General features: G+C 52.4%; 17 protein-coding genes, 1 tRNA gene and 1 other RNA gene. 6 read left to right on the forward strand and 13 right to left on the reverse strand.

Going from position 1 to position 18,594, the window contains the following annotated elements:
• Positions 1 to 510 precede the first annotated feature (510 nt).
• Positions 511 to 2,061, forward strand: a complete 1,551-nt coding sequence (locus ACNKIB_RS00190; protein WP_417908520.1) for a DUF1214 domain-containing protein — start codon at positions 511 to 513, stop codon at positions 2,059 to 2,061.
• A 120-nt stretch (positions 2,062 to 2,181) separates the two neighbouring features.
• Positions 2,182 to 2,592, forward strand: a complete 411-nt coding sequence (locus ACNKIB_RS00195; protein WP_417908521.1) for a hypothetical protein — start codon at positions 2,182 to 2,184, stop codon at positions 2,590 to 2,592.
• Positions 2,593 to 2,638: 46 nt separating this feature from the next.
• Here ACNKIB_RS00195 and ACNKIB_RS00200 read toward each other — a convergent pair whose 3' ends face one another.
• The 13 genes from ACNKIB_RS00200 to ACNKIB_RS00260 all read right to left on the reverse strand — a co-directional run bounded on the left by ACNKIB_RS00200 (position 2,639) and on the right by ACNKIB_RS00260 (position 12,823).
• Positions 2,639 to 3,151: a DUF3368 domain-containing protein gene (locus ACNKIB_RS00200; protein WP_417908522.1), complete on the reverse strand. Its 513-nt coding sequence runs from the start codon at positions 3,149 to 3,151 to the stop codon at positions 2,639 to 2,641.
• Positions 3,129 to 3,389, reverse strand: coding sequence for a UPF0175 family protein (locus ACNKIB_RS00205; RefSeq protein WP_417908523.1), 261 nt, complete (start codon positions 3,387 to 3,389; stop codon positions 3,129 to 3,131). Before ACNKIB_RS00205 ends, ACNKIB_RS00200 begins: the two co-directional genes overlap by 23 nt.
• A gap of 60 nt (positions 3,390 to 3,449) precedes the next feature.
• Positions 3,450 to 4,658, reverse strand: a complete 1,209-nt coding sequence (gene ispD / locus ACNKIB_RS00210; RefSeq protein ID WP_417908524.1) for a 2-C-methyl-D-erythritol 4-phosphate cytidylyltransferase — start codon at positions 4,656 to 4,658, stop codon at positions 3,450 to 3,452.
• A 14-nt stretch (positions 4,659 to 4,672) separates the two neighbouring features.
• Positions 4,673 to 5,047, reverse strand: an RNA gene (gene rnpB / locus ACNKIB_RS00215) — RNase P RNA component class A.
• 9 nt (positions 5,048 to 5,056) lie between these two features.
• The gene (locus ACNKIB_RS00220; protein ID WP_417908525.1) at positions 5,057 to 5,470 is read right to left on the reverse strand and encodes a ribonuclease HI family protein; all 414 of its coding nucleotides are present in this window, start codon (positions 5,468 to 5,470) and stop codon (positions 5,057 to 5,059) included.
• Entirely contained in the window at positions 5,467 to 6,261 is a 795-nt protein-coding gene (locus ACNKIB_RS00225; protein ID WP_417908526.1) for a zinc ribbon domain-containing protein, read from the reverse strand. Before ACNKIB_RS00225 ends, ACNKIB_RS00220 begins: the two co-directional genes overlap by 4 nt.
• Positions 6,262 to 6,301: 40 nt before the next feature.
• The gene (locus tag ACNKIB_RS00230) at positions 6,302 to 7,129 is read right to left on the reverse strand and encodes a Nif3-like dinuclear metal center hexameric protein (protein WP_417908527.1); all 828 of its coding nucleotides are present in this window, start codon (positions 7,127 to 7,129) and stop codon (positions 6,302 to 6,304) included.
• A gap of 162 nt (positions 7,130 to 7,291) precedes the next feature.
• Positions 7,292 to 7,368: transfer RNA gene (locus ACNKIB_RS00235), tRNA-Ile, on the reverse strand.
• A gap of 91 nt (positions 7,369 to 7,459) precedes the next feature.
• Positions 7,460 to 7,876 (reverse strand): hypothetical protein, encoded by a 417-nt coding sequence (locus tag ACNKIB_RS00240; RefSeq protein ID WP_417908528.1) that lies wholly within the window; start codon positions 7,874 to 7,876, stop codon positions 7,460 to 7,462.
• 62 nt (positions 7,877 to 7,938) lie between these two features.
• On the reverse strand, positions 7,939 to 8,832 hold the full coding sequence (locus ACNKIB_RS00245) for an NYN domain-containing protein (protein WP_417908529.1): 894 nt from the start codon (positions 8,830 to 8,832) through the stop codon (positions 7,939 to 7,941).
• Positions 8,833 to 8,836: 4 nt separating this feature from the next.
• On the reverse strand, positions 8,837 to 10,381 hold the full coding sequence (gene guaA, locus ACNKIB_RS00250) for a glutamine-hydrolyzing GMP synthase (protein ID WP_417908530.1): 1,545 nt from the start codon (positions 10,379 to 10,381) through the stop codon (positions 8,837 to 8,839).
• A gap of 30 nt (positions 10,382 to 10,411) precedes the next feature.
• Positions 10,412 to 11,878 carry an IMP dehydrogenase gene (gene guaB, locus ACNKIB_RS00255; protein ID WP_417908531.1) on the reverse strand — a complete coding sequence of 489 codons (1,467 nt, stop codon included), beginning with the start codon at positions 11,876 to 11,878 and terminating at the stop codon, positions 10,412 to 10,414.
• Positions 11,879 to 12,019: 141 nt separating this feature from the next.
• A complete protein-coding gene (locus ACNKIB_RS00260; protein WP_417908532.1) occupies positions 12,020 to 12,823 on the reverse strand; it encodes a glutaminyl-peptide cyclotransferase in 804 nt (267 codons plus the stop codon).
• Positions 12,824 to 13,235: 412 nt separating this feature from the next.
• Here ACNKIB_RS00260 and ACNKIB_RS00265 point away from each other — a divergent pair, with 412 nt between their 5' ends.
• The 4 genes from ACNKIB_RS00265 (at position 13,236) to ACNKIB_RS00280 (ending at position 18,449) form a co-directional block, all read left to right on the forward strand.
• Positions 13,236 to 15,050 carry a glycosyltransferase gene (locus tag ACNKIB_RS00265; RefSeq protein WP_417908533.1) on the forward strand — a complete coding sequence of 605 codons (1,815 nt, stop codon included), beginning with the start codon at positions 13,236 to 13,238 and terminating at the stop codon, positions 15,048 to 15,050.
• Positions 15,051 to 15,134: 84 nt separating this feature from the next.
• On the forward strand, positions 15,135 to 15,830 hold the full coding sequence (locus ACNKIB_RS00270) for a hypothetical protein (RefSeq protein ID WP_417908534.1): 696 nt from the start codon (positions 15,135 to 15,137) through the stop codon (positions 15,828 to 15,830).
• 745 nt (positions 15,831 to 16,575) lie between these two features.
• Positions 16,576 to 17,394 carry a diadenylate cyclase CdaA gene (gene cdaA / locus ACNKIB_RS00275; protein ID WP_417908535.1) on the forward strand — a complete coding sequence of 273 codons (819 nt, stop codon included), beginning with the start codon at positions 16,576 to 16,578 and terminating at the stop codon, positions 17,392 to 17,394.
• A 122-nt stretch (positions 17,395 to 17,516) separates the two neighbouring features.
• Entirely contained in the window at positions 17,517 to 18,449 is a 933-nt protein-coding gene (locus tag ACNKIB_RS00280) for a YbbR-like domain-containing protein (protein ID WP_417908536.1), read from the forward strand.
• The last annotated feature ends 145 nt before the right edge of the window (positions 18,450 to 18,594 follow it).

Raw genomic sequence — 18,594 nt, forward strand, 5'->3', positions numbered from 1 at the left:
AAGAGCATCCGGTACGAACTGGGAGTAGTGAGTGCGTTGACTGTGGGTCTCCATTGAATCGTTGCCATGTTCTGCCTCCTGATCTTTTAACTGATTGAGATGACGGAATGAATGCTGCTCCTGCTCAAGATAAAACGAGTTCCTTTCCCTGTCAACACTTTTTTCATGCTACCGCATAATTGATGGCAGGAAAAAACATAGTGCTTGCGCGTTGGAAAACATAGTGCTTGCGCGTTGAAAAACATAGTGCTTGCGCGTATGACGACATAGTACTTGCGCGTACTACGACATAGAGAATGGTTTTTCGACGAGCAAGCACTATGTTTTTCCAGGAGCAGGAGGGAGGGAGAAGATTTGAGTAGCAGCTGAGGGAGAGGTGGGCAAAGGAAAGGTGTAGTCACCTTCATTTTTTCTTTGACTTCATCCAAAGTGCTCATATATATATTTCTATATGGCTCAGTCAATCGTGACATGAACCTATCTCAAAACATCAAAAAGGAGGAGCAGAAAATGGCAACACTAATACCACAGGATTGTTTTACCACAGCCTATGACTACACCATACGCTTCTATCCACGTTACCTAACATGGGTTCAGCAGAAACTTTCGATTATCAACGGGCTTGGTGGTCCGGCAACTATGGGGCCGGAGGATAAAATGGTTGTGGCGATGAATGATGACACACTGTATGCGCAAGCATTTCTTGACTTGTCGGAAGGGCCGCGAGTGCTTACTATTCCAGCATACGATTATACATATTCAGCACTGCAACTTGATATGTTTGGGACAGTTCTGAATATATCTGGAACTTCTTGTATGATAATGAACACAGGGGATGGAGGAAAAGGAGGCGAATCTCCTGGAGGCGTGAAAGGAAGTAATACTGGCAGCTCAACTCCTCAATGTGTATATACATTATATACAGAAGGGAATACCAATGGGGGTATTCCTGAAGGCACTATAGGCTTGCTCATGCCATACAATGTAACTATGCTCATCATCCGAGTTGATAAGTATTTCAACAATGGCACTTACAAAGACGTTCGTAAAGAGGCAAGCGAGTTCAGGGCCAACTTGAAGCTACAGTCAGTTGACGACTACACGAGCAACCCTGATCAAGGGCGGGCACTTATCCTTCCTCTTGTTCCCTATTACACGCGATCGCCTAAGATGATGGCCGACGAAGCAGCCCGGCTGCTGCCTGGTTCGTTTATAGCCACACTGCAAGAAGCTTTATTACCAGCAAACACCGAACCTGCTATGCTCAATGCTAATGGCGACACCTATGCCAACGGCGATACAATCGTAAGTGATCAGGATATGATCGATACCTTCAATAGTAACTATATAACAGCAACAGAATTAGCTTATCCAGCTCCAGCTAATCCACCTGTTAAGGCGCAACCTGAATTTCTTGCTGAGATATTCCGAGGAGTTCAGGCTGCGCACAGTGCCTTGGTTAATCACTGGCATATGAGCAGGAGAACCAACAACTGGATTCACTTTGATAATATCGGGAACTGGGCACCTTCAGGGAGCACTAACGGGAGCTATACCTATCAAAACTATCTCGACCGTGCCGCACTGAATGAGTATATCCAGTATGGCAACAACAGCACTGCATGTTATTATGCTCACATCTTTGTCGATCAGAATGGTATTCCGCTTAACGGAGATTCAACTTATACAATCACGTTTAGCAATAATCCTGTTGATGGTAGCAATACCGCCTATCCGCAGCCTGCATATCAACGATTTTGGTCTATAACAGCCTACACGCCAGAGGCTATTGAATTAGTGGATAATCAGCTAAACAAATATGTGGTTGCCTCTTACACACCGGGATTGGTGATAGATCTTACAGGTGGGACAGATCCTGCGGATGGGACAGTAACTATTTATGTGCAGCATCAAGTTCCAACTGCGGAGAACACCGCCAACTGGCTGCCTGTGCCAAAAGGTCCATTCAATCTGATGCTTCGCGTTTATGGCCCCCCTCAAGGCACTACTGTGGCATCTCCTGCAACCTATGTTCCACCTCCAGTAGTTCGTACCACCTAAAAGCAAGTAGGATGGGCAAACGGCTTCATCGTTTGCCCACTCCAGCCGCTTGGTAAATGGAAGACGTGCTGTTCGGTAGATGCGTGCTGCTCTTTGGCTCTTATTAAAGAGAGACAGAAAATGAAAGACAGAGTAGGAGAAAAGATAGGCTGGACTGCTGGTTGGATAGGGGGATTTATCTGGGTATTTATATTGTCTATCGTCTTTCTTGTTCAGGGAAAGAGTGCGCAAGGCTTCTTGGGAATGAGCTTGACCGGACTTGCCATTCTTGCTGTCGTATTGTTTGCACCCTGGCGATTACCAACAACACAATACTGGAAGCTCATGCTCGCACCTTATGGTGTTTTTCTCTTGTCGATAGCTTGGGCTATATGGTCATACGGTGGATTGGGAACTGCTGGACTGACTTGGTGGAATCTCTTGTGGCTCCTCCCCCTTTTGATTCCATTTGGAAGTCTAAGTACAAGAAGATGGGGTGATTTCGACGTTCAACGCAAAACTCCAATGGATACAGACAAGCCGCGCCCTTGAGCTTTGCGTTAGCACATAGTGAGCCGACATAAATTGGTGGTGCCGGTCAGCCCAACCTTCCTTCATCATGCTGCGCCAGCACTGCATTCAGCAGCTCAAGAGAATAGAATCTCTTGTTGCGCAGCAGGGTTTCAAAGAGCGGCAGTAGGGCCGGGATGATCTTCTTCTGCCGTGCCACGGCCAGCAGGCCAATCGTGCCAATGCAGCGTATGCCGAAGTTCTCCGCAATCATCCTTGCTTTCCGATCGTCAATCAGCAGAAAGTCAGCTGTAGCTTCTTTGCACAGGAGGACGCATTCTGACTCTCCGTAATCCATCAATGGAGTCAGGACGTTCATTCCTGTGACAGGACGCACCCGCTCCTTGAAGAAGCTGTGCATCCTCCCGTAGAAACTGACCGTTCTGTCTAGCATGATCTCTTCCCAGACTGCACCTGGAATGGCGGCATCATCGAACAACGCATTCAGCAACTCAAGCTGATCAAGCACAGCCAACGAGAAGATTGCGCCAGAGTCGGCAATGACCAGTCCGTTCTTCTTACTGGAGCTTGCTGATGTCATCCAGCACCTCATCCGCAGTCAGGTTTGACAATGGAATCTCCTGTTCCGCCAGCGCAGTCTCAAACTGCAACCGTGAGAGTCCGGCAATCTGCGCCGCCTTGCCGACAGTGAGTTTCTGCGCTTTGTAGAGCTGAACCGCCAAGGCGAGCTTGATGCGCTGGATAAGCTGGTTCTCTGTCTCATTCAGGGCAAGCAGAATGTCGGCAGGAAAGTCCACAGATATTTGTTGGGTGTTCATGATGGTGTCATAGTGTTGCAGGAAACGTTGCTAACAGGCTAGTACCATTCACCGGTACACTTAGGCGTTAAGCGTGCTTTGCTCAAGCAAAACCACTGCATGGGTGCTGATGCCTTCACCGCGCCCAGTGTAGCCCATTTTCTCTGTAGTGGTAGCTTTAATATTGATCTGCTCGGTTGCACAGAGTGCGCAGAGCGCGTTCTGCATTGCGGGCATGTATGGAGCCAGCTTAGGTTGCTGACAAATCACTGTGATGTCGGCATTGACCAGCCGCATCTTGTGTGTCCTGACTAATTGCATCACGTGCGCCAGCAATTGGAGGCTATCTGCACCTCGATACTGCTCGTCGCTGTCTGGGAAATGGCGACCAATGTCTCCTTCACCCAATGCACCGAGGATGGCATCCATCAAAGCATGAACCAGCACATCAGCATCAGAATGACCATCCAAGCCCAAATGATAGGGGATTTCTTGCCCGCCAAGAATAAGCTTGCGCCCAGCAACTAGGCGGTGGGCATCAAAGCCATGACCAATGCGCATTATTGTGGTTCTGTTCTCCTGCGGTAAGAGCTTGGCAGCAAGCCGGAGATCATCAGGCCGCGTGAGCTTGATATTCTGTTCACTGCCCATGACAACGGTAACAGGAATGCCTGCATGTTCAAGTAGAGCTGCTTCATCTGTGCCGATGAACTGCGTAAGGTCAGCGCAACGATACGCTTGCTCCAACAAAGGCCGTTCCATGCCTTGCGGGGTCTGTGCTTGCCAGAGTTGCTCACGGTTCACAGTGCGCAGTATCATGTCATGCTGAACTTCCTTCAAGGTATCTTTGACTGGTATCGCAGCAATAACTGCCCCGTGCTGGTCAATCCCCTGGAGGCAGCGGTCAATGATCTCAGCCGTGACTAAAGGCCGTGCGCCGTCATGAACTAAGATCCGTTTGATCGAAGCAGGCAACGCTTGCAGACCATTACGCACTGACTGCTGCCGGGTTGCTCCACCTGGGGTAAACACCAGCTTCTGATGCAGGATAGGATTAAGGCAAGAAAGCAGCTGCTCAGAGCCGGAACCTAGATGTTCCAGCGGCAGGACGACAACAACCGTGTACACAGCCGGGTGCTCAAGGAAGACCCGTAACGTATGCACGAGCACTGGCTCGCCAGCCAATACAAGGAACTGCTTGGGGATACTTGCTCCCATGCGCGAACCAAAACCTGCGGCAGGGATGATGATCCCAACCGCAGGAGCTGGACGCAGCGGTTCGTTCAACATGCTTGGATAAATAAAAATTGGGGCGGACTATAAGCCGAATTCTGTTCCTGCAATACTGCCGCAGGCCATGATCATTTGACTTGGATGCTGGTTGCCCAGCACCTCATGCAACCTACCCGGAAACATCAGGCGGGCAGCCCTCAAACGTTTCCCTATTTGGTCTTGCACCCGGTGGGGTTTACCTTGCCTTGCCTGTCGCCAGGCAAGCGGTGAAGCTCTTACCTCGCCATTTCAACCTTACCTGTGAACAGTTACCTGTCCCATCGGCGGTATATTTTCTGTGGCACTTTCCCCCGATTACTCGGTGTTCCTGTTAAGAACCACCGCGCCCTGTGGTGTTCGGACTTTCCTCCCTGACATAAAGCCAGAGCGATCATGCGTCTGCCCCAAAACTTGTCTTATTGCGTTTCCTCGTCAATGCCTTGGTTGGCCAGCTGATCTGCCCGCTTGTTCTGCTCCCTTGGTATATGGGCGATAGACCAGCTGCCTATTTGAGCAAGTAGCGTTTTCACTTCGTCAAAGAGCGGCTTCAAGGTCTCATGCTTAACCTTGTACCGGCCTTGAATTTGACGGACAATCAGCTCTGAGTCAAGCCGAATTGCAAGTTGACTGCAACCCAATTCAAGGGCCGCTTGCAGGCCAAGAATAAGGGCACGATATTCTGCTGCGTTGTTGGTACATTGGCCAAGGAACAAAGAGCGGGCTGCTTGTTCACAGCCTTCGTTATCAAGCAGCACCGCACCTGCTCCTGCTTTGCCTGGATTGCCCCGCGAGGCTCCATCAGTGAAGAGAGTCCACGTGGGCTGGCTCATTCGTCGTTCAGCTCGTCGTCTTCGCTGTCGTCATCCTCGTACAAGTCCTCAAGCCGTGGACGCACTGGTCGGATTGGCTCGTTTTCATCAGGCCGATAGAAGAGAATGCGCTGGCAGGCCGGACAAGAGCAGATTTCACTGCCCTTACGCACCATATTGAACTGCTGCGGTGGCACAACCATAAAGCAACCTTGACAGACTCCACCGGAAACTCTGACGACTGCTAATCCTTTTCGTCTTTTGTGGAGTTTATCGTAACGGGCTAAATGAGAGGCAGATATTTCCTGCACTACTTGTTGGCGACGAGTTAAGACCTCTGTGCGGCGGGCTTCAATCTGCTGCACAGCTGCCTCAGTCTTGGCAGCCTCTTCAGTCAGCAGCTTGCGCTCGCCCTTGCAAAGGTTCTCCAGCTCTACTGCCTTTTTTTCTTCAGCCTCGGCCTCCACCATCACCTGGAGCATCTGCTCCTCAGTGTCTCTGATCTGCCTTTTCGCGTCCTCAATCTCTTTCAGCAGTGCCTGATGCTCGCGACTGGTCTGCACCTGCATCATTCTGATCTGCCGCTCTTTGATACGCTCTGCCGCTTCCTCGCCTGCTGCCTTGATGGCCTCGCGGCTTTGCTCGAGCTTTACTGCTTTTTCGCGGCACTGCACGGTCAGAGCCTCGCGTTCACTCACCGCTTGCTCTCGGTCGGCAAAAGCCTGCCGGATTTTCTCTGTCTCCCGGTCAAGCCCGGCCAGCTCAGTGTCAAGCTCCTGCAAGGCTATCAGCTTGCTGATTTCTTCGTTCAAAGTAATCTCTCCTTTCTTGTAGTTATGCTCTGAAAAAATCCTACGGCACCAGCCTAAGAGGGGCTTTCTGCCTGGCGAGATGAATCTGCACGTCCAGGCCTGCCTGGCGCGCCCGCTTGGCCAACTGCTGTTGGAGGCCGCGCATAGCCGGATTTTCCGTGGCGAAATGCCCGCCGTCTAAGAGCCACAGCCCGGTCTCTTCTGCCCAGCGGGCCGTATGGTGTTTGATTTCCGAGGTGAGCAGCACATCTGCACCTGCGGCCAAAGCAGTCTCGGCCAAATCTGAGCCAGAGCCGCCGCAAACTGCGACTTTGACCACTGTTGCCGGTCGCGGCCCGGCCTCCAGCAGCCAAGGAAATGGCAACGCAACCTGGAGCCGAGCGAGAAACTCTTCAACGGCCAGCGGCTTGGGCAAATTGCCTATCCTGCCCAAGCCACATTCGGGAACAGCTTGGTCAGCAGCTAAAGGAACGACACCCATCAGCTCCAAGGCCTCTGCTAGTGTGTCACTCACTCCGCCGCAGGCTGCATCAAAATTGGTGTGGCAGCCGATCACACTCACACCTGCCCGCAAAGCAGCAGCCAGGAAACTCCCAAGCGGCTGATCTGTGCGCAGACGTTTTAGAGGATGGAAAATGGCCGGATGATGCGTGATAATCAGTTCGGCAGCAAGAAACTGGGCCTCGTTGATTAGGGAAAGAACCGGGTCAAGGGCGACGAGCACCGATGTAACCCGACTCTGCGGGTTGCCAACAAGCAGGCCCACATTGTCCCAGTCAGCCGCTAAGGCCAATGGCGCAATTTCATCAAGGATGTCAAGAAAATGCTGAACGTTTATCACAGGACAAAAAAAAGAGGCGCAGTCCATGACGGATGCGCCTCTTCAGAACTTGTGGTTTTTGGGCTACTGCCTGAAAACAGATTGTTTTGCCAACAGGAATTCGGGAGCCGGACTTGCTTGAATTCAAAAAAACTGCTGCTCGTTGAGTGATTCGTTAAAGCAGGTTCTTCTCCCTGCCGCCTGACTGGGTGGTGGGCCTACCTGGACTCGAACCAGGGACAGACCGGTTATGAGCCGGTGGCTCTAGCCAACTGAGCTATAGGCCCTGCCGCAACGGCAAACTCCATATATTACCAGCAGGGGCGTGCAGGTCAATCAAAAACAGTAGAAACCCAGAAAAAATACTTTGATCGACTGCTAAGCGGCAAGGGCAAAACAGGTTAAAAGACGCACATGCCTCTCTGCCTGCCCTTTGGAGAGGTAATCGACCTTTTGCCTCAGCCCTGTTTTTCTGGATAAACCGGGCGACAGCATTTGCCAGGCTGTTGCGGGTAGTTGAGGCAATTTCAGCAGAAGATCAAGGAGCGGGGAAACAGCGGCAACCAGGATGTAACGCTCTCCTCTGGTAAAACGCACCTTTTCTGCTCGGTTGTAAAGGAGTTGTACTCGGCCACCAAGGAGTTTTGCTTGGCCAAACTCCTTTGGTAATCGGCCAGACTTCTTTCTTGCCGAGTACAACTCCTTTCTTGCTTGGCAAAACTTCTCTCCAAGTCGGCAAAACTCCTTTGTGGCCAAGCCGAACTCCTTTTTCCGACCGAGTATAACTCGAGACAAATTTCGTCAGCGAGTTTGCCAACTATCCCTGCAGGCACTTCTTCAGCGGAACAATTTTCTTGTTAATTCTCCCTGACCAAGCGGATGTCCCAGGCTTCAGAGCGGCCTTCGTTGTGAGGGTTTTCGACAATGCGGAACTCGAAAATTCGGGTTGAGTCCTGGAAATAATAGTCGCCTTCCAGGGTTGATTTGGAGAGATGGAAGAATACCGTCTCCGGCCTGAGGATATGATCCGGCTGCATTCTAAAGAAGCGGAAGAAGCCGAAGCCGCGATCAGCATTGAAATTGGCCACAGTGCCGCGCTGCCATTCGCCCTCTTTGTGGACAATATCCTCTGGCTGCGGCTGAAAAGGCAGCAGGCCGGGAATAAGAAAGCCAGACAGGAAGGAGTCGGCCACTTCGCGCAGCTCACGGCTGACATTGTTGAAACCAATCACATCCACCCGGCAGCCCATGTTCTGAAGCGCGGTAACAAGGCGGATAAAATCGCCGTCACCGGTGAGGATGATGATGCGGTCGAGGTTGCGGGCCTGAAGCAGCGCGTCAATTGCCAAGTCCATGTCTGCATTGGCCTTGGTGGTGACATTGCCGTCCTCGTCTTCATAGCGGCGCACGTATTTTTTAATGATCTTGAAGCCGCACTGGCGGAGGATGTTGTGGTAGAAATAAACCTTCTGCCGGTAGTCTGGTTCTTTGCTGGTGCGGTCGCGGTCTTCAGCCAGATAACAGTTCGCCCGCAGGAGTATAGAGGTAGGAGTGTTGGCGATATCAACCAGGACATCATAGCGCATCCCATAACCGCCGCTCATTTTGATATTTTCCGCATCTACATATATTCCGGTTTTTAACATGACAGACTGGTGGGAGATATTGATAAAAGAAGACTGCTTCGCTGAGAGTGAAACGAGACGCTGCGAGGCAAGATCGTTCTCCTCGCGTTCTTGACTAAATGGCATAAGATTACTCCCACTCGATGGTGGCAGGAGGTTTTGAGGAAATGTCATAGACCACCCGATTGACTCCCCGCACCTCGTTGATGATGCGGGTGGATATCCGGCCTAAGAGATCGTAAGGTAACTGCGACCAGTCAGCGGTCATTGCGTCGCGGCTATCGACTGAACGCAGGGCAATCACGTGCTCGTAGGTACGACCGTCACCCATGACCCCGACGGTCTGAATCGGCAGGAGGACGGCAAAAGACTGCCAGACCTTGCGGTACCAGCCAGACTGCTTCATTTCTTCCAGCACGATTACGTCGGCCTGACGCAGGATGCGCAGCCGTTCTCCGGTGACTTCGCCCATAATGCGGATGCCAAGGCCAGGGCCAGGGAACGGCTGGCGGAAGATGGCCTCTTCTGGCAAGCCTAACTCCAAGCCTAGCTCACGCACTTCGTCCTTGAACAATTCCCGGAGCGGTTCAATCAGGGCAAGGTGCATCCGCTCTGGCAGGCCACCAACGTTATGGTGCGACTTGATCGGTGCCTTGCCGCGAAACACCACGGACTCGATTACATCTGGGTAAAGGGTGCCTTGAGCAAGATATTTCACCTGGCCGAGCTTCTTGGCCTCTTGTTCAAAAATCTCGATGAAGCCGTAGCCGATGCGCTTGCGCTTTTCTTCAGGATCGGCGATGCCTTTGAGCCGGTCGAGGAAATAGGCCTCGGCATCAATATCAATCACCTGCAAGTCAGTACGCTCGCGGAAGAAGCGCAGCACGGTCTCGCTCTCGTTGGTGCGCATCAGGCCGTTGTTGACGTGAATGCAGGTCAGCTGGCTGCCGATAGCCCGGTGAATCATGGCTGCGACTACGGTGGAATCCACGCCGCCGGATAGGGCGCAGATCACTCGGTCGCTGCCAACTTTTTCCCGCACCGCCGCCACGGTGGATTCGATAAAGGACTGCATCGTCCAAGAAGCCTCGCAGCCGCAGATACCAAAGATGAAGTTGCGCAGCACGTCAGTGCCGATCAGGGTGTGGGCCACTTCCGGGTGGAATTGCACGGCGGCGAAGGGCTTTTCCTGATGACGAAGTGCGGCAAAGGGCGAATGAGGGCTGCTGGCCGTGGCAAAAAAGCCGGGCGCAGCTTCTTCGACCCGGTCGCCGTGGCTCATCCAGACCTGATAGTGGCTGGGCGAGGTTTCTAGGCCGCTGAACAGGCCGGAAGCCTCGCTAATTTGCAGCTCGGCCTTGCCGAACTCGCGCTTCTCCGCCTTCTCCACCCGACCGCCCAGCTGCTGCATCATCAACTGGGCACCGTAGCAGATGCCCAACACCGGTACGCCCAGTTCAAACAAACCCGGATCAGAGAGCGGTGCATCCTCATCATAAACCGAAGCCGGACCACCAGAGAGAATAATGCCTGTAGGCTGGAGTTCCTTTAACCGGGCCAAGGGCAAGGTGTAGGGATGAATCTCCGAATAGACCTTCTGCTCGCGGATGCGGCGGGCGATGAGCTGGGTGGTTTGGGAGCCGAAATCAAGGATGATGATGTTATCGTTGTGCATGAGGGAATCAAGGTACGGATTGTTTTCAGCTCACAGACCTTCTGTGCGGTAGTTAGGGGCTTCGCGGGTGATGATCACGTCATGGACGTGGGATTCGCGCAGACCAGCAGGCGAGATGCGGACGAACTTAGCCCGGCGATGCAGCTCTGGGATTGAGGCTGCGCCGCAATAGCCCATGCCGGAGCGCAGGCCGCCGAGCAGCTGATAGATCATCTCAGAGATCGGCCCCCGATAAGGCACCCGACCTTCGATGCCTTCTGGCACTAATTTGGAAGGCTCGCTGTTCTTTTGGAAATAGCGGTCGCCAGAACCCTGCTGCATCGCACCCAGCGACCCCATGCCCCGGTAGCCTTTGTACTTGCGGCCCTGATAGAGGAAGGTCTCGCCCGGTGTTTCATCAGTGCCTGCAAAGAGCGAACCAATCATCACGCTGCTTGCGCCGATGCCAAGGGCTTTGCAGACATCGCCGGAGAACTTAATGCCGCCGTCAGCAATGATTGGGATGTGCTTCTCTTTTGCCGCTCGCACCGCGTTCTGTAGGGCAGTGAGCTGGGGCACGCCAACACCGGCCACGATGCGGGTGGTGCAAATAGATCCAGGACCCACGCCGATCTTGACCGCATTGGCCCCAGCCTCAATCAAAGCAGCAGTACCCTCAGCGGTGGCCACGTTGCCCGCGATCACCGGCATGTCTGGCCAGGAGGCTCTGACTTCGCGCACTGCCTGGAGAATGCCCGCTGAATGGCCGTGTGCTGAATCAAGGACGATCACGTCTGCGCCTGCCCTGACTAAAGCCTCAGTGCGGTCGGGCATGTCTGGCCCTACGCCGATGGCTGCGCCGACCAGCAGCCTGCCGCTGCTGTCTTTGGCTGCCAATGGGTACTGTTTGACTTTCTCTATATCTTTGATCGTGATTAAGCCTTTGAGATTCTCGTGCTCATCCACTACCAGCAACTTTTCAATCCGATGCTCATGGAGTAGAGCCTTGCAATGCTCTATATTGATGCCCTCGCGCACTGTGACTAAGTTCTTGCTGGTCATCACATCTTTCACCCGCAGCTCGCCGCTGGAGACAAAGCGGAGATCACGGTTGGTAACAATACCTACCAGTTTGCCCTCGCGCAGCACGGGCAGACCGGAAATCCTATACGAAGCCATGATCTCTTCGACCTCAGCCACGGTCTGGTCTTCTGTAACCGTGATCGGATCAACGATCATGCCAGACTCCGACTTCTTTACCCGGCTGACCTCTCTGGCCTGTTCGTCAATCGACATATTCTTATGGATGATGCCGATGCCGCCGGCCCTGGCCATCGCAATAGCAGTGCGGTGTTCTGTGACAGTATCCATCGCGGCAGAAACTAAAGGGGCATTAAGATAGATCGAGTCAGTGAGCCGGGTGGCAAGGCAGACCTCGGATGGCAGAACTTCCGAAGCGGACGGGACGAGCAGGACGTCATCAAAGGTGTAGGCAGGGGGTATGTCCTGGTCGAACATGGGATGCTCCTTGTTTGATGGATCGGATCGTGGTTTCGCTGACAGAGCCAGCTCTGGGCTGCGGGTAAAAGATAGCCTCATTTTATCAGCGACAGCGAAGAAAAGCAAACACCGACGTAAAAAATTAATGATTTGCTCCCGTTAATGTTGTTTCGCAGTCGCTGGTACAGTCTTAATCTCGAACAACGCTGGCCAGAGCTTACCCGTCACAACAAGCCTGCCGCTTTCCGAGTCGTGCATGATGCCATTAAGGACAGCCTCTGCGTTGTTCCCTTGCATCCGAGCACAGAGAGCAGACAGATCAATCCAAGCTGTCACCGCACCATCTTGCGGGTTGATCACTGCAATCCGCTGCTCATACCAGACATTAGCATAGATCGAGCCATTAACATATTCCAGCTCGTTGAGCCGGTTAATCTCCTGGCCACCATCATGAACAGTAAGCTGCCGCTGTTCGGTCATGCTGTCTGGGGCAAGGAAATAGAGATGCGCTGTGCCATCGCTAACAATCAGGCTGCTGCCGTCATGAGTGAGGCCCCAGCCCTCGCGTGGCCAAGGGAATGTGCGACGTAGAGCAAAGCTGTTCTTGTCATACTGAAAAATAACCCTGTTCGTCCAGGTGAGCTGATAGATGCTCTCGCCCAGCACCGTGATGCCTTCGGCGAAAAACTGCCGGTCATAATCCCGCTGCTGGATGACTCTGCCCGTAGCAAGATCAACCTGGCGCAGGGAAGATTGGCCATACAGTCCAGTGCTTTCATACATCGTGCCCTTGTCCAAAATCAACCCTTGGGTAAAGGCGGTGGGATCGTGCGGGTATTCTTTGACAATAACAGCGGTGAGCTGAGTAGAAGATGCAGTAGCTTCCTGACCGCATCCAGCCAGGATAAACAGGATGAAGATGAGGAAGACCAGAAGAATAGTTGCGGGACTGGCTGGTTTCATACTACACACCTCTGGGATTGTCTGGTACAACACATAGCTATGGCTGATGTTCCCATAAACAAATTGTCTTGCAGTGGCCTGGCTGGAATCAGCTTTGACGCTTGCCGTGTGGTTTGAAAAAAGCCTCGAGCGATCTTATCAGAAACCCTCGCTCGATCTCGTACCAAGACCTCGCTCGATGTCATACTACGGCCTCGAGCGACCTGGGAAAAAGGGTCGAGCGAGGGATTGTTACGGCCTCGAGCGAGGCGAGAGAAAAGCATCGAGCGAGGGTTTTCAGAAAGCTCCCTCGATGTTTTTCCAGGCACTGTAGCTGCGTGCAAGAGGACGAGTGCGCTGCGCTCTGCAAATGATCCTGCTTTGGCTATAACTGCTTGAGCTGAAGCCTCCATCATCTTCTCAGAATGTACACATGAACGAAAAAACGCTTTCCTTTGGCGGACAAGCCCTGACCATCCACTATCCGCAGCAGGCTGCTGAGGCTGTTGAATTAGCCTTTGCTGAATTCCCGACTGGTAATGTGGCGGCAGAAACTGTGATCAAGGTTATCCATGACCCACCAACAGGTTACTTCTCCGCTGTAATTGAAGACCAGCTTATCGGTTCCGAATTGGACTTGGCTGATCTTGCCCTACTCCTGCTAGCCCGCGCGGCCTGCGTTTTTGCTGGGCATTGGCAGCGCGGCCCAGCCTTACACGGGGCTGTAGTCCATCGGAATGGCAAAAGCCTGCTCATGCCTGGCCATCTCGGTGGAGAACACAGCCTGCTTGCCAGTTGGCTGCTCATGCAGGGATGTGGTTATCTGACTGATCGGCTCGTCTGTTTTCCTGAAGCCAAGCACTGCTTCCTCCCCCTGCCCTGCCCTCTTTCGCTCAATCTCTCAGATTTATCTCTGCTTGAGCCGGTGCTGCACGATTGCCTTGCTGCTCATACCAATTCGCCGCTTCTGCTGCGCGGGAAAACCAATCTTCTGTTCTCACCCAGAATGCTTACCGATCAGCCAAGCACTGAGTCGGAGGAGCTTTCCCTCCTGCTCTTTGCAGAACGCAAGCAGGACACCGAGCTGGCCATCGTTCCCCTTAGTCCGGCTCAGGCAGCGCAGCAACTGGCAGGCTGTCTGGCCAACGGCCTGGTTGGTTTTCCGCAAGCAGCTGCGCTGGCCCGACAGGTTCCTGCTCTTGCCTTATACTATGCGAATTGCAGTCAGTTAGAAAACATCCTCCTGCCGGTCATTGACTTTATCCTCACTGCGCAGTGCAGCCCACAGTCGCTGCGCAGTTTCATCACAGCCTTTGCCGATCTGAGCGCGCAGAAGAGCAAGGCCGGGTTGCACAGTAAACAGCAGCGATTTCCTGTGCCCGCAGCCACCTTACGCCAGCAGCGGCAGCCCAAAATTACCATTGGCATGGCAACCTACGATGATTATGACGGGGTTTATTTCTCTGTGCAAGCCTTACGCTTGTATCATCCTGAGATTATCGATCAATGCGAATTCTTGATTATTGATAACCACCCTGATGGCCCTTGCGCGGCAAGCCTGAAGCGGTTTGATTCCTGGACAGAACAGTGCCGCTATGTACCGCTGAAGGACGTGCAAGGCACTGGTGCTGCTCGGAATGCTGTTTTTCAGCATGCGGCAGGTGATTATGTCGTTTGTATGGACTGCCATGTCCTGCTTGTCCCTGGTGCGCTGAAAAGGCTGGCCGATTATTTTACCACCTGGCCAGACACCTGCGATCTACTGCAAGGCCCGCTGCTTCATGATGATATGAGGCAGATATCCACCCATTTTGAGCCAGTCTGGCGAAACGGCATGTATGGCATCTGGGCGCATGATCCACGCGGGGACGAGCCAACAGGCGAACCATTCGCCATCCCTATGCAGGGAATAGGCCTTTTTGCTTGCCGCCGGGATGCTTGGCCTGGCTTCAATCCTCGTTTCTCCGGCTTTGGTGCTGATGAAGGATACATCCATGAAAAATTCCGCCAAGCCGGAGGCCAAGTGCTTTGTCTGCCCTTTCTCCGCTGGCTGCACCGATTCGCCCGCCCTTTGGGTGCGCCCTATCCTGTGCGCTGGAAAGATCGCATCCATAACTATTTGATCGGCTTTGCAGAGCTAGGGCTGGATATCGAGCCAATCAAAGAGCATTTTATAGGACTGCTGGGTAAGAAGGAAGCTGAGGCGATCTTGAGGGAACTTACTCTCGAGATGGAGCAAAAAGCTTGACAAGTATGGCCTGATGACGTAATTATGCGGCTGCACTGCGGTGATGAATACCTATCTTTGTAAAAGTGAACGGAGGGTTTTAAAATGCCAGAGAAGGAAATGGAATTAAGCGGACAGCCAGACAACCAAAGCAGACGGAAAGCTATCAAGAAAATCGCTGTGGGTGTCGGCGCATTAGCTGGCTACAGTGTTCTGCCGCAAAAATGGACGCAGCCAATCATCGACAACATCGTGCTGCCTGCTCACGCGCAGACCAGCGGGGTTGCAGTGGCCAACCAGCTGACCTTGAGCATCCTGAGTGGCGACCAGAGCAGCGAAGTCGTTTCTATCGGTATAGCAGGATCCGTTTATCCGCCCACAGCAAATCAGCAGTTAGATATCACGGTTCAGGCTTCCTCTGGCACAGCCGAGAACATGCCAGCGAACAATGAGGGAGGACTCAACAAAGTCGTGGCAGCAGTAGGATCGTTCTTTGTCAGCGAGGCACATGCCAAGCCGCATTGCAATAAGAAGAAGATCAAGGCACACACTAAGGCTGACGGCAAGTTCTACTGCCAATGTGATTGCGACTGCGGGCCAGGCATAATGTATGTTTTTGTCTTAGTAACCCTCCTGGATATGCCCACGTCCCAGGTCACTGGTTCCATCTATATCCCCATTACAGCAGATCCCTCAACGACTGATGCGCCCGCGACCACCTGCGATCCGTGTAACAACAATCCACCCACGCCAAATCCAAGCAAACCTATAGATCTTGATACGCCTACCAGTATCCTATAGTTTGTTTCTGGGCGGCAGCGATGAATTCTGAGGAAAATTTCCTCCGGTTGAAAACGAGGAAACCAGAGAAAGGAGAAAGCGTATCTTCAACCCTTACTGTTGGGTTTACAAGATGAACACCTCATTTTTTAAGCAAAATGGATCGCTCAATCTCCTTGTTTGCCGAGTTAAGCTCCTTTACGGTTCGGTAAAGCTCTTTTCCTGATCAACAGAACTCCTCGCCTGTCGAACCAGACTTCTTGCTGGTTTATCCGCAAAGGAATTTGGTTTAACCGAATTCCTTTGCGGTTTAACAAGATTCCTTTTCTGATAAACAGAATTTCTTCCCTATCGAACCAGACTCCTTGCTGGTTTATCCACAAAGGAGTTTAGTTTAACCCAACTTCTTTTCTGTTAAATAGAAATTCTTTGCTACCGAGTTCAATTCCTTCACGACCTAACTTATTCTGAATAGTAGTAGCTCCTGCTCCACAACCTCAAGCAGCTTGGCGAAGGTCGAACGCTTAAGATCCTCATCACTCAAACTTTGCACGCGTTATACGGACAGGCACGACTTATGCAAGAGGTCTAATAGCTCACCACGGAGACCGCCTAACCTCTTGAGCAACCAGACCGTCTGAAAAATCACTGGCTCCTTCGCTTTACCCTGTGCAGAATGCAGGCAACGTGTTATACAACATCTGATCCTTCTTTGCCCTGCAAAATAACGTGGTTCCATGTTCTGTCTTTCTGCCGTATTCTGTTCATGTCCAGCCTGTTGAGCTTCTTCAGCTTTCCGAGTTCCTTTAGATGGCAGGATGCCGCTGACATTCTGATCGTCTCGTTCATTGTTTTTCGCATCATTATTTTGATTCGGGGCACCAGAGCCGTGCAGATGCTGGCCGGTGCCTTGGTGATTGCCCTCCTCTATTTTCTCTCCACGGCCCTTGACCTGCTGGCCCTTCAGCTGTTGCTGCGCTCTGTGCTCAGTTCCATTCTGCTGATCATGGTGATCATCTTTCAAGAGGACATCCGCCGGGCGTTAACCGAGATGGGCCGCACGCCCTTTTTCAGAAGCCACAAGATAGCCGCCGATGACCTGACTGAAATCATCTCCGCTGCCGTGAGCCTGTCCCGGCGGCGCATCGGTGCCCTGATTATCATTGAGCGAGAGACCGGGCTTCAGGAGTATGTGGAAACCGGCTTTGTCATTGACAGCCGCTTGCTTCAGGAACTGCTCTTGTCGATTTTTTTAACCAAATCACCGCTGCATGATGGTGCCGTGGTGATCAAGAATGGTCGCATTCATTCTGCGGCTTGCGTCTTGCCCCTGTCGCGAAACCTCAGCATTGATAAGCGCTATGGGATGCGGCATCGGGCTGCTTTAGGACTGTCTGAGATGACTGATGCCGTGATTATCTCGGTGTCTGAAGAGACCCAGGAGATTTCCGTGGTGCAGAACGGAAGCATCACGCCGATGCGGGACGAGGATAAGCTAGAAACCGTGCTGAAAGACATATTTCTCGTGCCGGAGAAAAAGCCCTCCTTGTGGAAACTATGGAAAGTAAGAAAACTCCCCCAATAATAAAGTTGCCTGAGTCTGCCTTTTGGCGCAGTAGCAAAAAACGCTGTAAGGATCTCCTGCTAGCAGTGATCTCTCTCTGTCTGGGTATTTTGATTTGGTTTTTGGTAGTGGGAGCAGATCAGATGGCCATGACGCTTACCGTACCCATAGAGTTTCTCAATTTGCCCAAACATCTGGTTATCTACAACCAATATCAGAAAGAGGTCAATGTTACTCTCAGCGGCCCGCGCAGTATCATGCAGGAGATGCGCAGTCGGACACTTTCTCTGCCCGTAGATTTAGCTGAGGCCAAGCCGGATACCGTAGTCCTTAAAACCGATAACCTCGTCTTGCCCTTGCCTGGTGGTGTCTCTGTGGTGCGGATGCAACCAGCCAGCATCACGCTGTCTATCGATAAGCTGGTGGAAAAGCAGATTCCCATTATGACAGAAACCCAAGGCAAGGTGCCGCATGGTTACGCTCTTCAGGAAATCGTCCTTAGCCCGGATAACATCTTGGTTTCTGGGCCGCAAACCCTGCTTGAGCGGCAGCAGGTGCTCAAAACCCATTTGATCAATCTGGAAGGTATGATGGAATCTTCCACCATACCTGTGCATCTTGCCCTCTCGCCTGAATTGGCCAACCTGATCGGAGAAACCTCTGTTGCTGCCAAGATCACGGTTAAAGAAAAAATTGTCGAAAAAATCATCCACGGGATTCCGATCAGCATCCGCGATACAGCTGGGCCAGTTGAGTTGAAGCCAGATGTGATCTCGGTCTTTGCCAGTATCCCAGAAGGACTGGTTGCTGACACCCTGGCTCTGCCCATGCTCTTCCGGGCTTCGATTTATGTCGGCAGCGGCGAGCTGCCGCGCATTGCGCCGGTCGAGGTCTTTGCTGTGGCCGTGCCTGGCCACGAAGTAACGGTGATTAAATCCTACACCCCGCAGGAGGTGGAACTCTTGCCGCCAGGTAGCAGCCGCCAGTCAGAACCGGCTCCGGTGGAAGAAAAGAAGCCGGAGAAACCAGAAAAAAAGAAAAAAAAAGATCTGGTGCATAAGCCAGCAAGTCAATAAGAAGAGTTGAGTTCCATGTTGCAGTAAGCAAGTTGCAGCGAAGAGCAAACCGTTATAAAGCAGTTTTGCTTGCCAGAAGAGGAGTCCTGCTCACTTGCCAAGGAGTTCTATTCGACTGGAAAGGAGTTTGGCCGACTATAACTCC

Source organism: Candidatus Electronema sp. PJ, assembly GCF_048287395.1.
Taxonomy (GTDB): Bacteria; Desulfobacterota; Desulfobulbia; order Desulfobulbales; family Desulfobulbaceae; genus Electronema.

Coding starts and splice junctions, on each gene's coding strand:
- ACNKIB_RS00265 (WP_417908533.1), top strand. CDS start 13,236: ATGAACGAAAAAACGCTTTCCTTTGGCGGACAAGCCCTGACCATCCAC.
- ispD (WP_417908524.1), bottom strand. CDS start 4,658: ATGTTGAACGAACCGCTGCGTCCAGCTCCTGCGGTTGGGATCATCATC.
- ACNKIB_RS00190 (WP_417908520.1), top strand. CDS start 511: ATGGCAACACTAATACCACAGGATTGTTTTACCACAGCCTATGACTAC.
- ACNKIB_RS00280 (WP_417908536.1), top strand. CDS start 17,517: ATGGCCATGACGCTTACCGTACCCATAGAGTTTCTCAATTTGCCCAAA.
- ACNKIB_RS00220 (WP_417908525.1), bottom strand. CDS start 5,470: ATGAGCCAGCCCACGTGGACTCTCTTCACTGATGGAGCCTCGCGGGGC.
- ACNKIB_RS00205 (WP_417908523.1), bottom strand. CDS start 3,389: ATGAACACCCAACAAATATCTGTGGACTTTCCTGCCGACATTCTGCTT.
- ACNKIB_RS00270 (WP_417908534.1), top strand. CDS start 15,135: ATGCCAGAGAAGGAAATGGAATTAAGCGGACAGCCAGACAACCAAAGC.
- ACNKIB_RS00230 (WP_417908527.1), bottom strand. CDS start 7,129: ATGGACTGCGCCTCTTTTTTTTGTCCTGTGATAAACGTTCAGCATTTT.
- guaA (WP_417908530.1), bottom strand. CDS start 10,381: ATGCACAACGATAACATCATCATCCTTGATTTCGGCTCCCAAACCACC.
- ACNKIB_RS00200 (WP_417908522.1), bottom strand. CDS start 3,151: ATGACATCAGCAAGCTCCAGTAAGAAGAACGGACTGGTCATTGCCGAC.
- guaB (WP_417908531.1), bottom strand. CDS start 11,878: ATGTTCGACCAGGACATACCCCCTGCCTACACCTTTGATGACGTCCTG.
- cdaA (WP_417908535.1), top strand. CDS start 16,576: ATGTCCAGCCTGTTGAGCTTCTTCAGCTTTCCGAGTTCCTTTAGATGG.
- ACNKIB_RS00260 (WP_417908532.1), bottom strand. CDS start 12,823: ATGAAACCAGCCAGTCCCGCAACTATTCTTCTGGTCTTCCTCATCTTC.
- ACNKIB_RS00195 (WP_417908521.1), top strand. CDS start 2,182: ATGAAAGACAGAGTAGGAGAAAAGATAGGCTGGACTGCTGGTTGGATA.
- ACNKIB_RS00245 (WP_417908529.1), bottom strand. CDS start 8,832: ATGCCATTTAGTCAAGAACGCGAGGAGAACGATCTTGCCTCGCAGCGT.